Source organism: Pseudomonas agronomica (genome assembly GCF_025917275.1).
Lineage (GTDB): Bacteria > Pseudomonadota > Gammaproteobacteria > Pseudomonadales > Pseudomonadaceae > Aquipseudomonas > Aquipseudomonas agronomica.
On the sequence record NZ_JAOSHO010000099.1, the window covers coordinates 1 to 13,868 of the forward strand.

Consider the following 13,868-nt stretch of genomic DNA (forward strand, 5'->3'; position numbering starts at 1 on the left):
CGGGGATAAATCCCCTCGCCACAAGGGTTCCCCGCCGCGTTTCCATGTCACGGCAACAACCGCTCAAAAGCCTCCAGAGGCAACGGCCGGCTGTGCAGATAACCCTGGTACAAATGACAATCGAGCCCTTGCAGGAACTGCAGTTGTTCCAAGGTTTCCACGCCTTCGGCAATCATCACCAGGTTCAGGCTGCGGGCCATGGCGACGATGGCGCGGATGATTTCGGCGTCGTTCGGGTCGCTGGTGGCGTCGCGCACGAATGACTGATCGATTTTCAACGTGTCCACCGGTAGCCGCTTGAGGTACGTCAGCGACGAATACCCGGTGCCAAAGTCATCCATGGCGAAGCTCACCCCGAGCTTCTTGAGCCGGCGCATCTTGGCAATGGTGTCGTCCAGGTTCTGGATCACGATGCCCTCGGTGATTTCCAGTTTCAACATGCCACACGGCAGGCCGTGGTGGGCGAGGCTGTTTTCGATGCGTTCGACGAAGTCGCTCTGGCGAAATTGCCGTGGGCTGATGTTCACGCACAGGCTGAATTGCGCTGGATCGATCTTGCCCTTGGCGATCAGTTGCCTGAAGCCATCGCAGGCTTCATCGAGGATCCAGGTCCCGACCTCCAGGATCAGACCGCTGTCTTCCAGGACCTTGATGAATTCATTGGGCGACTGGGCACCCAAGTCGGGGTGATGCCAGCGCACCAGGGCTTCGGCACCGATGATGCGGTTGTCTCGGGCATCGACCTGGGGTTGGAAATGCACGCTGAACTCGTTGCGGGCCAAGGCCTGGCGCAGGTCGGTTTCCATGCGCAACCGTTCGCTGGCGGCTTTTTGCATGGTGGTGTGGAACATCTGCGAGGTGTTGCGTCCCGAATCCTTGGCGCGATACAGCGCGATGTCGGCGCGCTTGAGCAGGTCGGTGGGCGTAGTGCCGTGGTCTGGAATCAGTGCCATGCCAATGCTTGGCGTGACTTGCAGCCGTTGCCCGTCGAGGAACATCGGCTCGGAAAGCAGTTCGCGCAGGGTGTCGGCGAGGTTCTGCACCTGTTGGCTGACCACGCCGCGCGTACCCTCCAAACCGCTGAGAAGTACCACGAACTCGTCGCCGCCCAAGCGCGCCACGGTATCCTCGAGGCGCACGCTGGCTTCGAGGCGTGCGGTGATGATCTTCAGCACCGTGTCGCCCACCGGATGACCGAGCGAGTCGTTGATGTGCTTGAAGTGGTCCAGGTCCAGGAACAGCAAGGCCCCGCGCAGATTGTGGCGCTTGAGCAAGGCGATCTGCTGGCTCAGCCGGTCCATCAGCAGTGCCCGGTTGGGCAGGTTGGTCAGGGGGTCGTGGTAGGCCAGGTGGCGGATCTGTGCTTCGGCGTTGCGCAACAGGCTCACGTCCCGGGCGGTCAGCAGCAGGCAGGCCTTCTCGTTGAGCGTGATGGGTTCGACCGATACCTCCACCGTGAGGACTTCCCCGCGCTTGTTGCGCCCGAGCATCTCCTGGTGAAGGACGCGGCCCTTGAGCTGCAGCTCTGCCAGCAAGGCGGCGCGCTGTTTCTCCTCGGCCCAGATGCCGACTTCGTAGACCGTATGCCCAATCACTTCGTCAGCACGATAGCCGGTGAGGCGACAGAAGCCGTCGTTGACCTCCAGGTAGCGACCGCTCTCGAATTCGGTGATGGTGATGGCATCCGGACTCGAGTGGAATGCCTTGGCGAATTTTTCCTCGCTGGCCTTGAGCGCCGCTTCGGAGCGCTGCTGCTGGGTGATGTCCCGCAGGGTGGTGACGATGCAGGGCTGGTTGCCGACGTTGATCTGGCGGCTGGAAATGACGCAGGTCAGCGGCTGACCGTTCTTGTGATAGACAACCACGGCGACATTGCTCAGCGATTGCTCGCGAATCACCCGCTCGATGCGTTGCAGGCTGCTGCCTGAAGCGTCCCACAGGCCAATCTCGTCGGCGTTGCGGCCAAGCACGTCGCTGACGGCCCAGCCGAAGGTCTGGGTGAAGCTGGAGTTGATTTCGATAAATCGGCCGTCGTCCTGGTGAGTGACGCAGATCGGGTCGGGGCTGACCTGGAACAGTGTGGCGAATTTTTCTTCCGAGGCGGCCAGGCTCTGTTCGCGCTCCACCTGGTCGGTGATGTCGAGCAAGGTGCCGGCCATGCGCAGGGGGCTGCCGTCGTCGTTGCGGTAGAGGCGGGCGCGGCTTTCCAGGTAGCGCGAGCTGCCGTCCGGCAGTTGCACGCGGTAGGTCAGTTGATAGTTGCCCGCCGGGCCTTCGCGCAGGCTGCGGTAGGCGTTGCGCATGTTGTTGCGTTCCTCGGTGGGCACGCCTTCGAAAAACGCGTCGAACGATTCGTGGAATGCCTTGGGCTCCAGGCCATGGAGCTGCGCTGCCCGGGCCGAGCCGTAGAGCATGCCGCTGGGAATGTGCCAGTCCCAGGTCCCCAGTTGTGCCGAGTCGAGGGCCAGGTCGAGGCGCTCCTGGCTGTCCTTGAGGGCCTGTTCGGCGAGTTTGCGCTCGGTGGTGTCGAGGAATGTGCTCAGCAGGTAAGGCTGGCCTTCGAGCTCGACTTTCTGTGCGCTGAGAATACCGTTGTGGACCTGGCCGTTACTGGCTCGGAATTCCACTTCCATGCTGATCAGTTCGCCCTTTGCCTTGGTCGCTTCCACCAGTTTCGCCCGTTGACTGGGGTCTACCCACAAGCCCAGTTCCAAGGTAGTGCGGCCGATTACATCGTGCACGGGCCAGCCGAACAGGCTTTCGAAATACTGGTTGGCTTCGCTGATCAGCCCGTCCTCCTGACGGGTTAGCAGGACCATGTTCGGGCACAGGTGAAAAAGTGTGGCGAAGCGTTTTTCCGAGCTGCGCAGCGCTTGTTCCCGTTCGCGCTGGTGGGTGATTTCGCGAATGACCCCGATCATGCGCGGCCGACCGTGCTTGTCGGGTAGCACGCTGCCGCTGATTTCCAGCCAGTGCAGGCTGCCGTCGGGCCAGACGATGCGGTGGTGCATCGCCTGTTCAAGCGGTGCGCCGGCCACCGCCGCATGAAACGCGCGCATGGCCTTGGCCCGGTCCTCAGGCAGCAGCAGGTCGAGGTAATCCACGTCTGCGGGCAACGGCTGGCGCGGATCGAAGCCGAACAATGCCTGGGTGCCCCGCGACCAACTGATCTGCCCGGTATCGATGTCCCACGACCAAGCCCCCAACCGCGCTCCGTTCAGGGCGGCCAGCAATTGTGGCGCGCTGTCCCAGCTTTGCTCGGACCGTTTCGGGTCCAGCGCCTGGATACGCGGCAGGGGCGGGATATGGTCAGCGGGTTTGGGCATTCTCTAGCGGGCCTTGGGCAGATGGGCGTTATGCGCAGGCGTAGTGGCCCTATAGGATTAGCACAACTTATGCCTTTGTCCCTGGCAGATCGATTTGTGCGTCCAATAGAGCCATGAAGGCCCGCGCGGCGTTCGACAGCGTCCGTTCGGTGTGCAGGATATAGCCTAGCTGGCGACTGAGCTGTATGCCCGGCAAAGGAATGCGCGCCACCTGCTCATCGAGCATGGTGCGCGGCAAAACGCTCCAGGCCAGGCCGATGGAGACCATCATCTTTATGGTTTCCAGATAATTCGTGCTCATGGCGATGTTTGGCGTCAGGCCCTGGGCTTCGAACAATCGCCGCACGATGTGATGGGTGAAGGTGTTGCCGCCCGGGAACACCGCCGGGTGCAACGCAATGTCCGCCAGGCTCACCGCGCCGTTTTCCAGCAGCGCATGTTCCGGGGCCACGACGAAATCCAAGGGGTCGTCCCACACGGGCGCGGCGCGCACCAGCGCGTGGGGTTCGGGGGCGAGGGTGATGACGGCCAGTTCTGCCCGGCCATGGAGGATTTCTTCGTAGGCCACTTCCGAATCCAGGAACTGAATATCCAACGCTACCTGTGGATAGCGTCGGGTGAACTCCCTCAATAAAGGCGGCAAGCGGTGCAAGCCGATGTGGTGGCTGGTGGCGAGGGTCAGGCGCCCGGTGACTTCACCGGTCAGGTTGGTCAAGGCGCGGCGGGTGTCGTCGAGCACGTTGAGGATCTGGTAGGCCCGTGGCAGCAGGGCCCGACCGGCTTCGGTCAGGCCGATTTCACGGCCCAGCCGATCGAACAGGCGCACGTTGAGCTGCTGTTCCAAACCGGCAATCCGCTTGCTGATGGCCGGTTGGGTCAGGTGCAGGCGTTCGCCGGCACCGGAGAAACTGCCGGTCTCGGCGATGGCAATAAAGGCGTTGAGGTTGGCGAGGTCCATGGCCGTCTTATTCGAATTCCTGTTGGTTATGCAAAGTATGAAAAATATGAATTTGAGTTATTTAATGTAGCCTCATACCATCAGCCTCACAAGCCAAGGGGTCATTGACCCGTTCAAGACCCGGGGCATAGAAACAAGCTGATGAGGAAACCGTCTGATGGCCGGCAAAACGCTCTACGACAAGCTCTGGGATTCGCATTTGGTCAAGCAGCGCGACGATGGCTCGGCGCTGATCTACATCGACCGTCACATCATCCACGAAGTGACCTCGCCGCAAGCCTTCGAAGGCCTGCGCCTGGCTGGGCGCAAGCCGTGGCGCATCGATGCCAACATCGCGACCCCGGACCATAACGTACCGACAACGCCGGAGCGCAAGGGCGGCATCGAGGCGATTGCCGACCAGGTCTCGCGCCTGCAAGTCCAGACCCTCGACGACAACTGTGACGAATACGGCATCGTCGAATTCAAGATGAACGACGTGCGCCAAGGCATCGTCCACGTCATCGGCCCGGAGCAGGGCGCGACCTTGCCGGGCATGACCGTGGTCTGCGGCGATTCGCACACCTCGACCCACGGCGCATTCGGTGCCTTGGCCCACGGTATTGGTACGTCCGAGGTCGAGCACGTGCTCGCCACCCAGTGCCTGGTCGCCAAGAAAATGAAGAACATGCTGGTGCGCGTCGAGGGCAAGTTGCCGTTCGGCGTGACCGCCAAGGACATTGTCCTGGCCGTGATCGGCAAGATCGGCACCGCTGGCGGTAACGGCCATGCCATCGAGTTCGCCGGCAGCGCGATCCGCGACTTGTCCGTCGAAGGCCGCATGACCATCTGCAATATGTCCATCGAAGCCGGCGCTCGCGTCGGCCTGGTGGCCGTCGATGAAAAAACCGTGGAATACGTCAAGGGCCGTCCGTTCTCGCCCAAAGGCGCGGAATGGGACATGGCGGTCGAGGCGTGGAAAGACTTGGTCTCTGACCCGGACGCCAAATTCGACACCGTGGTCGAGCTCGACGCGACGCAGATCAAGCCGCAAGTCAGTTGGGGTACTTCGCCGGAAATGGTCCTGGCCGTGGACCAGAACGTACCGGATCCGGCCAAGGAAATGGACCTGGTCAAGCGCGATTCCATTGTCCGCGCCTTGAAGTACATGGGCTTGAGCGCCAACCAGGCGATCACCGACATTCTGCTCGATCGCGTGTTCATCGGTTCCTGCACCAACTCGCGGATCGAAGACCTGCGCGCCGCTGCCGTGATCGCCAAGGGCCGCAAGGTCGCCTCGACCATCAAGCAGGCGATCGTGGTCCCAGGCTCTGGCCTGGTGAAGGCCCAGGCCGAAGCGGAAGGCCTGGACAAGATTTTCCTCGAAGCCGGTTTCGAATGGCGTGAGCCGGGGTGCTCGATGTGCCTGGCCATGAACCCGGACCGTTTGGAGTCGGGCGAGCATTGCGCTTCCACCTCCAACCGTAACTTCGAAGGCCGTCAAGGCGCCGGTGGCCGTACGCACCTGGTGAGCCCGGCGATGGCCGCCGCGGCGGCCGTCAATGGCCGTTTCGTCGACGTCCGCGAATTGATCTGAAGGAGCGCAGCATGAAAGCTTTTACCCAGCACACCGGTCTTGTCGCGCCTTTGGATCGTGCCAACGTCGACACTGACCAGATCATTCCCAAGCAGTTCTTGAAATCCATCAAGCGCACCGGTTTCGGCCCGAACCTGTTCGACGAATGGCGTTACCTGGATGTGGGCCAGCCGTACCAGGACAACTCCAAGCGTCCGCTGAACAAGGATTTCGTGCTCAATGCCGAGCGCTACCAAGGCGCCAGCGTGTTGCTGGCCCGAGAGAACTTCGGCTGCGGTTCGAGCCGCGAGCACGCGCCATGGGCCCTGGAGGAGTACGGTTTCCGCAGCATCATCGCGCCGAGCTATGCCGACATCTTCTTCAACAACAGCTTCAAGAACGGCTTGCTGCCGATCATCCTCAGCGACGCCGAAGTGGATGAGCTGTTCCAGCAGGTCGAGGCCAACCCCGGCTATCAATTGCAGATCGACCTGGCGGCCCAGACCGTGACCCGTCCCGACGGCAAGGTGCTGGGGTTCGAGATCGATGCGTTCCGCAAGCATTGCCTGCTTAATGGCCTGGATGACATCGGCCTGACCTTGCAGGACGGCGAGGCGATTGCCGCGTTCGAAGCCAAGCACCGGGCGAGTCAGCCTTGGTTGTTTCGCGATGCTTGATGGATTGATGTAGGCAGTACCGGCCTCATCGCGAGCAAGCTCGCTCCCACAGGGAATTTGTGGTGTTCACAAAACACCTGTGGGAGCGAGCTTGCTCGCGATGAGGCCCGCCCAGGCAACACAACACCAAAAAGGAAACCACCCATGACCAGCACCGCCCACAGCCAAGTCGTACAAAAGCAATTCGGTGAACAGGCCTCGGCCTACCTGAGCAGTGCCGTGCACGCCCAGGGCGCTGAGTTCGCGCTGCTACAGGCAGCGTTGGCCGGTCGTGGCGATGCCCGTGTGCTGGACCTGGGCTGCGGCGCCGGCCATGTGAGTTTCCACGTGGCACCGCTGGCCGGTGAGGTGGTGGCCTACGACCTGTCGCAGCAGATGTTGGATGTGGTAACAGCCGCGGCTGCCGAGCGCGGCCTGGGCAATATCAGCACGGTGCGTGGCGCCGCCGAGCGGCTGCCGTTCGCCGACGGTGAGTTCGATTTCGTGTTCAGCCGTTATTCGGCGCATCATTGGAGCGATCTCGGCCTGGCGCTGCGAGAAGTGCGCCGGGTGCTCAAGCCGGGCGGGGTGATGGCGTTCATCGACATCCTGTCGCCGGGCATGCCGCTTCTGGACACCTACTTGCAAAGTGTCGAAGTGCTGCGCGACACCAGTCATGTGCGCGATTATTCCGCTGACGAGTGGTTGCGCCAGGTCAGCGAAGCGGGGCTGCACACCCGCAGTACTTCGCGCCAGCGCCTGCGCCTGGAATACCAGTCCTGGGTCGAGCGCATGCGCACCCCCGAGGTGATGCGTGCGGCGATCCTTGAGCTGCAACGTTCGATGGGCGACGAAGTGCGTGAATATTTTCAGATTGAGGCCGATGGTTCGTTCAGTACAGATGTGCTGGTGCTGTGGGCCGAGCGATAGGATTTTTCCCGGCCAGCCCCAGCGGGTGGTGCCGAAAACCGAACAAACGAGGAAAGCATGAGCAAGCAGATTCTGATTCTCCCAGGTGATGGCATCGGCCCGGAAATCATGGCCGAGGCGGTCAAGGTCCTGGAACTGGCGAACGACAAGTACGGCCTGGGCTTCGAGCTCAGCCACGACGTGATCGGTGGCGCGGCCATCGACAAGCACGGCGTGCCCCTGGCCGATGAAACCCTCGACCGCGCCCGTGCTGCCGACGCCGTGCTGCTGGGCGCTGTGGGCGGCCCGAAATGGGACAAGATCGAACGCGACATCCGCCCTGAGCGCGGCCTGCTGAAGATTCGTGCGCAATTGGGCCTGTTCGGCAACCTGCGTCCGGCGATCCTTTACCCGCAACTGGCCGATGCCTCGAGCCTGAAGCCGGAAATCGTCTCCGGCCTGGACATTCTCATCGTCCGTGAGCTGACCGGCGGTATCTACTTCGGCGCTCCGCGCGGCACCCGCGAGCTGGAAAACGGCGAGCGCCAGGCCTACGACACCTTGCCGTACAGCGAAGGCGAAATCCGCCGTATCGCCCGGGTCGGCTTCGACATGGCCCGTGTGCGGGGCAAGAAGCTGTGCTCGGTGGACAAGGCCAACGTCCTGGCTTCCAGCCAACTGTGGCGTGAAGTGGTCGAGCAGGTGGCCAGGGATTACCCGGACATCGAGCTGAGCCACATGTATGTCGACAACGCCGCGATGCAACTGGTCCGCGCGCCGAAGCAGTTCGACGTGATCGTCACCGACAACCTGTTCGGTGACATCCTGTCCGACGAAGCGTCGATGCTCACCGGCTCCATCGGCATGCTGCCGTCGGCTTCCCTGGACGCCAACAACAAGGGCATGTACGAGCCGTGCCACGGTTCGGCGCCGGACATCGCCGGGCAGGGCATTGCCAACCCGTTGGCGACCATTCTGTCGGTGTCGATGATGCTGCGCTACAGCTTCAACTTGAACGATGCCGCCGACGCGATCGAAAAAGCCGTCAGCGTGGTTTTGGACCAAGGCATGCGCACCGGTGATATCTGGTCGCAGGGTTGTACCAAAGTCGGTACGCAGCAAATGGGCGATGCAGTAGTCGCCGCGCTGCGGAATCTGTAATCTTTCGGGCCCACCGCTTCGACGGTGGCCCACTTTTGTAAAGGTGTAGTTGCGATGAAACGTGTAGGTCTGATCGGTTGGCGCGGCATGGTCGGTTCCGTGCTCATGCAGCGAATGCTGGAAGAGCAGGATTTCGATCTCATTGAGCCGGTGTTTTTCACCACGTCCAACGTCGGTGGTCAAGGCCCGTCCGTGGGCAAGGACACCGGTGTGCTCAAGGATGCCTACAGCATCGAAGAGCTCAAGACCCTCGACGTGATCCTGACCTGCCAGGGCGGCGACTACACCAGCGAAGTCTTCCCGAAGCTGCGTGAAGCCGGCTGGCAGGGCTACTGGATCGACGCCGCTTCCAGCCTGCGCATGCAGGACGACGCGGTGATCATCCTCGACCCGGTCAACCGCAAGGTCATCGACCAGCAGTTGGATGCGGGCACCAAGAACTACATCGGCGGCAACTGCACCGTCAGCCTGATGCTGATGGGCCTGGGCGGCCTGTTCGAAGCCGGTCTGGTGGAGTGGATGAGCGCCATGACCTACCAGGCTGCGTCCGGTGCCGGCGCGCAGAACATGCGTGAGCTGATCAAGCAGATGGGCGCGACCCACGCCGCCGTCGCCGATGACCTGGCCAACCCGGCCAGCGCCATCCTCGACATCGACCGCAAGGTCGCCGAGGCGATGCGCAGCGATGCCTACCCGACCGAGAATTTCGGCGTGCCGCTGGCCGGCAGCCTGATCCCGTGGATCGACAAGGAACTGCCGAACGGCCAGAGCCGTGAAGAGTGGAAGGCCCAGGCCGAGACCAACAAGATCCTGGGTCGCTTCAAGAGCCCGATCCCGGTGGACGGCATCTGCGTGCGCATCGGCGCCATGCGTTGCCACAGCCAGGCGCTGACCATCAAGCTGAACAAAGACGTGCCGATCGCCGACATCGAAGGCCTGATCAGCCAGCACAACCCTTGGGTCAAGCTGGTGCCGAACAACCGCGAAACCAGCATGCAGGAGCTGAGCCCGACCAAGGTCACCGGCACCCTGAACGTGCCGGTGGGTCGCTTGCGCAAACTGAACATGGGTTCGCAATTCGTCGGTGCCTTCACCGTCGGCGACCAACTGCTGTGGGGCGCGGCCGAACCGCTGCGCCGCATGCTGCGGATCCTGCTCGAGCGTTGATCGATTGCGGCTGTGAAAGAACCCGTGCCTTGTGAGAGGTGCGGGTTTTTTTATGGAGCAGCTTTGAGTGCCTGAACTGGCCTCTTCGCGAGCAGGCTCGCTCCCACATTGGATCTTCAGTGAACACAAAACCTGTGGGAGCGAGCCTGCTCGCGAAGGGGCCGGCACAATCACCACAAACTTCCCGCCAATTGCCTGCCCACCCACCACCCGGTAAAGTGCCGCTCCCCACGTTTTACCTGAGGTAGACCCATGAGCCAGTCCTTTGATATTGCCGTGATCGGCGCCACCGGTACTGTCGGCGAAACCCTCGTCCAGATACTTGAAGAGCGCGACTTCCCGATCGGCAGCCTGCACCTGCTGGCCAGCAGCGAATCGGCGGGCAGCTCGGTGATGTTCCGGAGTAAAAACGTGCGGGTGCGCGAGGTCGATGAGTTCGATTTCAGCAAAGTCCAACTGGTGTTTTTCGCGGCCGGGCCGGCGGTTACCTTGAGCTTTGCCCCGCGTGCCAGGGCCGCCGGTTGCGCACTGATCGACCTGTCCGGTGCGCTGCCAGCCGACCAGGCGCCACAGATCGTGCCGGAGGCCAACCCACAGGTGCTGGCCAACCTGTCCAGGCCTGTGCAGGTCAGCAGCCCCAGCCCTTCGGCCACGGTCCTGGCCGTTGCCTTGGCACCGCTGCGCCAATGCCTGGATATACAGCGCGTGAGCCTGACCGCCAGCCTCGCCGTATCGGCCCAGGGCCGCGTTGCGGTCACTGAGCTGGCGCGCCAGACCGCCGAGTTGCTCAACGCCCGTCCGCTCGAACCGACATTCTTCGATCGGCAGATGGCATTCAATCTGTTGGCCCAGGTGGGTGCTCCCGATGAGCAGGGCCATACGCAGCTGGAAAAACGCTTGGTGAGTGAGTTGCGCCAAGTGCTCGATCAACCTTTGTTAAAGATTTCCGTCACTTGCATTCAAGCCCCGGTGTTTTTTGGCGATAGCTTTAGCGTGACCGTGGAGTCTGCCGGTCCTGTTGACCTGGCCAAGGTCAACGCAGCCCTGGAGGCGGCGCCTGGTATCGAGCTGGTGGAGGCGGGTGATTACCCGACCCCGGTAGGTGATGCGGTGGGGCAGGATGTGGTCTACATCGGTCGCGTGCGCGGCGGTATCGACGATCCGGCGGAACTAAATATGTGGCTGACGTCAGATAACGTGCGCAAGGGCGCGGCGCTCAATGCGGTGCAGGTGGCTGAGTTGTTGATAAAAGACCTGCTGTAAAAGATACTTGGCAACAATTTGTCGAATGATTCTAGCTGGGCGCTATGCTTGGCCAGAGTGCTGAAGGCGAACCTCCCTCCCGGGGATGCTTTCCCGGGCATGAGTGAAACGATCGCGCGCGCCGTCGCTTCGGGGCTGCGCGCAATGCCTTACGGCAGCGGCATCAACACCTTCTCGCTGGCCGAGGAATGTTCAAACAAAGGAAGAGGCTATGGTTCAAGTTCGCAAACTGGTGTTAGCAATAGCGGCCGCCTCGGCGCTGTCCTCCGGTATGGCGCATGCGCTCGGGCTCGGGGAGTTGACCCTGAAATCGCCGCCGAACCAGCCTCTGGTGGCCGAAATCGAACTGCTCGATGTCCAGCAACTGACCGCTGCCGAAGTCGTGCCGAGCCTGGCCCCACCCGAAGAGTTCGCCAAGGCAGGCATTGATCGCCAAGCCTTTCTCAACGATTTGAGCTTCACCCCGGTGATCAACGCCAACGGCAAGAGCGTTCTGCGCGTCACGTCCAGCCGGCCTGTGTCCGAACCGATGGTCAAGTTCCTGGTGCAAGTGATGTGGCCAAACGGCCGCTTGCTGCGCGACTATAGCGTACTGCTCGATCCTTCCAAATTCTCGCCACAGGCCGCCGATGCTGCCCGGGCAAAACCGTCCCAAGTGGTGTCCACGCCGGTCACGGGCGCGACCAAACCGTCCCAATACACCACCACGCCGCGCGACACCCTGTGGGAAATCGCCGCCAAGGTGCGCAACGGTGGGTCGGTCCAGCAAACCATGCTGGCGATCCAGGCTTTGAATCCGAACGCATTCATCAATGGCAACATCAACCTGCTCAAGACCGGCCAGGTGTTGCGCCTGCCCGATCCGGTGCAGAGCACGGCGCTGCCGCAACCCCAGGCGATCGCCGAAGTGGCGGCCCAGAATGCCGCTTGGCGCCAGGGCCGTCGGGGCGTGGCGGGTAACGGCCGGCAACAGTTGGATGCCACCAAGCGTGGCGGCAAGGAAGGCGCGCCGGCACAGGCCGCCGGTCGCGATAACCTGAGCCTGGTTTCCGCCGAGTCGGCGAAGGCGGGCGGCAAAGGCAAAGGGGCAGCGGGCGATGCCCAGGCGCTGAGCAACAAGCTTGCCGTGACCCAGGAAAGCCTCGATTCGGCGCGTCGCGACAACGAAGAATTGAAAAGCCGCATGGCTGATTTGCAGAGCCAGTTGGACAAGCTGCAGCGTCTGATCGAGCTGAAGAACAATCAACTGGCCAAGATGCAGGGCGAAGGCGCCGCTGTCCCGCCCGCGGGCCAATCGACCCCGGCGATGTCGGCAGAACTGACGCCCGCACCGTCGGCACAAGCACCAGCAACCACGCCAGCAGCGACTCCCGAAGCGGCTCCTGAAGCGACCCCGCCGGCCACGCCGGTCGAGCCGACGCCGGCGGCTTCCGATGAGAAAAAATACAACGACCTGCTGACCAATCCGATCCTGCTGGGGCTGATTGGTGGCGGTGCGTTGGTCCTGTTGCTGCTGCTGTTGCTGCTGGCGCGTCGCCGCAAGGCCCAGCAGGAAGCGGAGAAACATTTGCGCATGGCCCGAGCCCTCGAGGAGGAGGCCGACTTCTCCCCGGAGCTCGATCTGCCCCCGAGCAGCTTCGAGGGCATTGAGGTTCCACCCCCAAGCGTAAAACTCGAACCCAAGCCAGCCCCGGCCCCGGCCCCGAAGCCAGCCCCGGTGGTCGCGCCCGTGGTTGTTACGCCACCGATCGCCGCGCCGCTGGTGGCCCCGGCCGCCGACCGCTCCGACGATGTGTTGCCCCAGGCACAGTCCCACATCGACCGTGGTCGCTTGAACCAGGCGGCTGACCTGCTTGAGCAAGGCATCAAGGCCGAGCCGCAGCGCAGTGACCTACGTTTGAAACTGATGGAAGTCTACGGCCAGCAGGGCGACCGCGACGCGTTCGTCGCCCAGGAGCGCCAGTTGGTCGCCAATGGCGAGAACTACGCCCAGGTCGAACAGCTCAAGAGTCGCTTCCCGGCCATGGTCGTCGCCGCCTCGGCTGGCCTGGCTGCAGCGGCCGTGGCCGCTGAGCTGGACGCTCAATACGTCAAGGATCTGCTGGAAGACAAGCCGGCGACCGATGAAGAGCTCGACAGCGCTTTCGACCTGAGCCTGGAAGACCTCGACACGACACCGACAGCCCCGGCACCCGAGCCGCTGGCCGAACTGGACGCGTTTCCGGAAGATGACGACCTGAGTTTCGAATCGGTGCTCAAGCAGCAGACCCAGGCCAATGAAAGCCTGGACGATCTGCCGGAATTCGACCTGGACCTGGGGGCCGATGCTCCGGCGCCGGCCTTGGCCGACGAAGATTTCCTGTTGGATCTCGATGACGACCTCAAGGGGCTGGACGTTCCAGCAGCGCAGACGCCGCTCCTGGACGATACGCCGTCTGATGATCTTGAATTGCCAGCGGATTTCGATCTGTCCCTGGCTGACGAGATGGACGCGCACGACCAGCCAAAGGATGCCTTCGAATCCGAGCTGGACGATGTCAACGCCGAGTTGGATCGTCTGTCCGACGGTCTGGGCCAGCCGACGTTCACGGCTGAAGATGCCCTGGCTACCGCCGACGACGAGCCGGACTTCGATTTCCTCAGCGGCACCGACGAAGTGGCGACCAAGCTCGATCTGGCCCAGGCCTATATCGACATGGGCGACAACGACGGCGCCCGGGATATCCTCGGCGAAGTCCTCAGCGAAGGCGACGCCACGCAGAAGAGCGAAGCGAAGGAGATGTTGTCGCGTTTGGCGTGAGTCAGCGATAAAACAAAGACGGCAGCCGGGGAGGGCTGCCGTTTTTGTTTGCAGGTCTTTTGTAGCGTCTGGG

General features: G+C 62.4%; 9 protein-coding genes. 7 read left to right on the top strand and 2 right to left on the bottom strand.

All coding sequences use genetic code 11. The features are described 5' to 3' along the window. Positions 1–47: 47 nt before the first annotated feature. Both OC610_RS10145 and OC610_RS10150 read right to left on the bottom strand, forming a co-directional pair. Positions 48–3,326 carry an EAL domain-containing protein gene (locus tag OC610_RS10145; RefSeq protein ID WP_264427679.1) on the bottom strand — a complete coding sequence of 1,093 codons (3,279 nt, stop codon included), beginning with the start codon at positions 3,324–3,326 and terminating at the stop codon, positions 48–50. Positions 3,327–3,393: 67 nt separating this feature from the next. Next, positions 3,394–4,284: a LysR family transcriptional regulator gene (locus OC610_RS10150; protein WP_264427680.1), complete on the bottom strand. Its 891-nt coding sequence runs from the start codon at positions 4,282–4,284 to the stop codon at positions 3,394–3,396. Between the two features lie 157 nt (positions 4,285–4,441). Here OC610_RS10150 and leuC point away from each other — a divergent pair, with 157 nt between their 5' ends. The 7 genes from leuC (at position 4,442) to OC610_RS10185 (ending at position 13,795) form a co-directional block, all read left to right on the top strand. Continuing rightward, positions 4,442–5,860 (top strand): 3-isopropylmalate dehydratase large subunit, encoded by a 1,419-nt coding sequence (gene leuC / locus OC610_RS10155; RefSeq protein ID WP_264427681.1) that lies wholly within the window; start codon positions 4,442–4,444, stop codon positions 5,858–5,860. Between the two features lie 11 nt (positions 5,861–5,871). Continuing rightward, on the top strand, positions 5,872–6,516 hold the full coding sequence (gene leuD / locus OC610_RS10160; RefSeq protein WP_030142033.1) for a 3-isopropylmalate dehydratase small subunit: 645 nt from the start codon (positions 5,872–5,874) through the stop codon (positions 6,514–6,516). 144 nt (positions 6,517–6,660) lie between these two features. After that, positions 6,661–7,425, top strand: coding sequence for a class I SAM-dependent methyltransferase (locus OC610_RS10165; RefSeq protein WP_264427682.1), 765 nt, complete (start codon positions 6,661–6,663; stop codon positions 7,423–7,425). 57 nt (positions 7,426–7,482) lie between these two features. Then, entirely contained in the window at positions 7,483–8,565 is a 1,083-nt protein-coding gene (gene leuB / locus OC610_RS10170) for a 3-isopropylmalate dehydrogenase (RefSeq protein WP_264427683.1), read from the top strand. Positions 8,566–8,619: 54 nt separating this feature from the next. Next, a complete protein-coding gene (gene asd, locus OC610_RS10175) occupies positions 8,620–9,732 on the top strand; it encodes an aspartate-semialdehyde dehydrogenase (RefSeq protein WP_053185893.1) in 1,113 nt (370 codons plus the stop codon). Between the two features lie 252 nt (positions 9,733–9,984). Then, positions 9,985–10,995 (top strand): aspartate-semialdehyde dehydrogenase, encoded by a 1,011-nt coding sequence (locus tag OC610_RS10180; RefSeq protein ID WP_264427684.1) that lies wholly within the window; start codon positions 9,985–9,987, stop codon positions 10,993–10,995. A gap of 211 nt (positions 10,996–11,206) precedes the next feature. Further along, complete coding sequence (locus tag OC610_RS10185) at positions 11,207–13,795, top strand: FimV/HubP family polar landmark protein (protein WP_264427685.1); 2,589 nt, start codon at positions 11,207–11,209, stop codon at positions 13,793–13,795. The last annotated feature ends 73 nt before the right edge of the window (positions 13,796–13,868 follow it).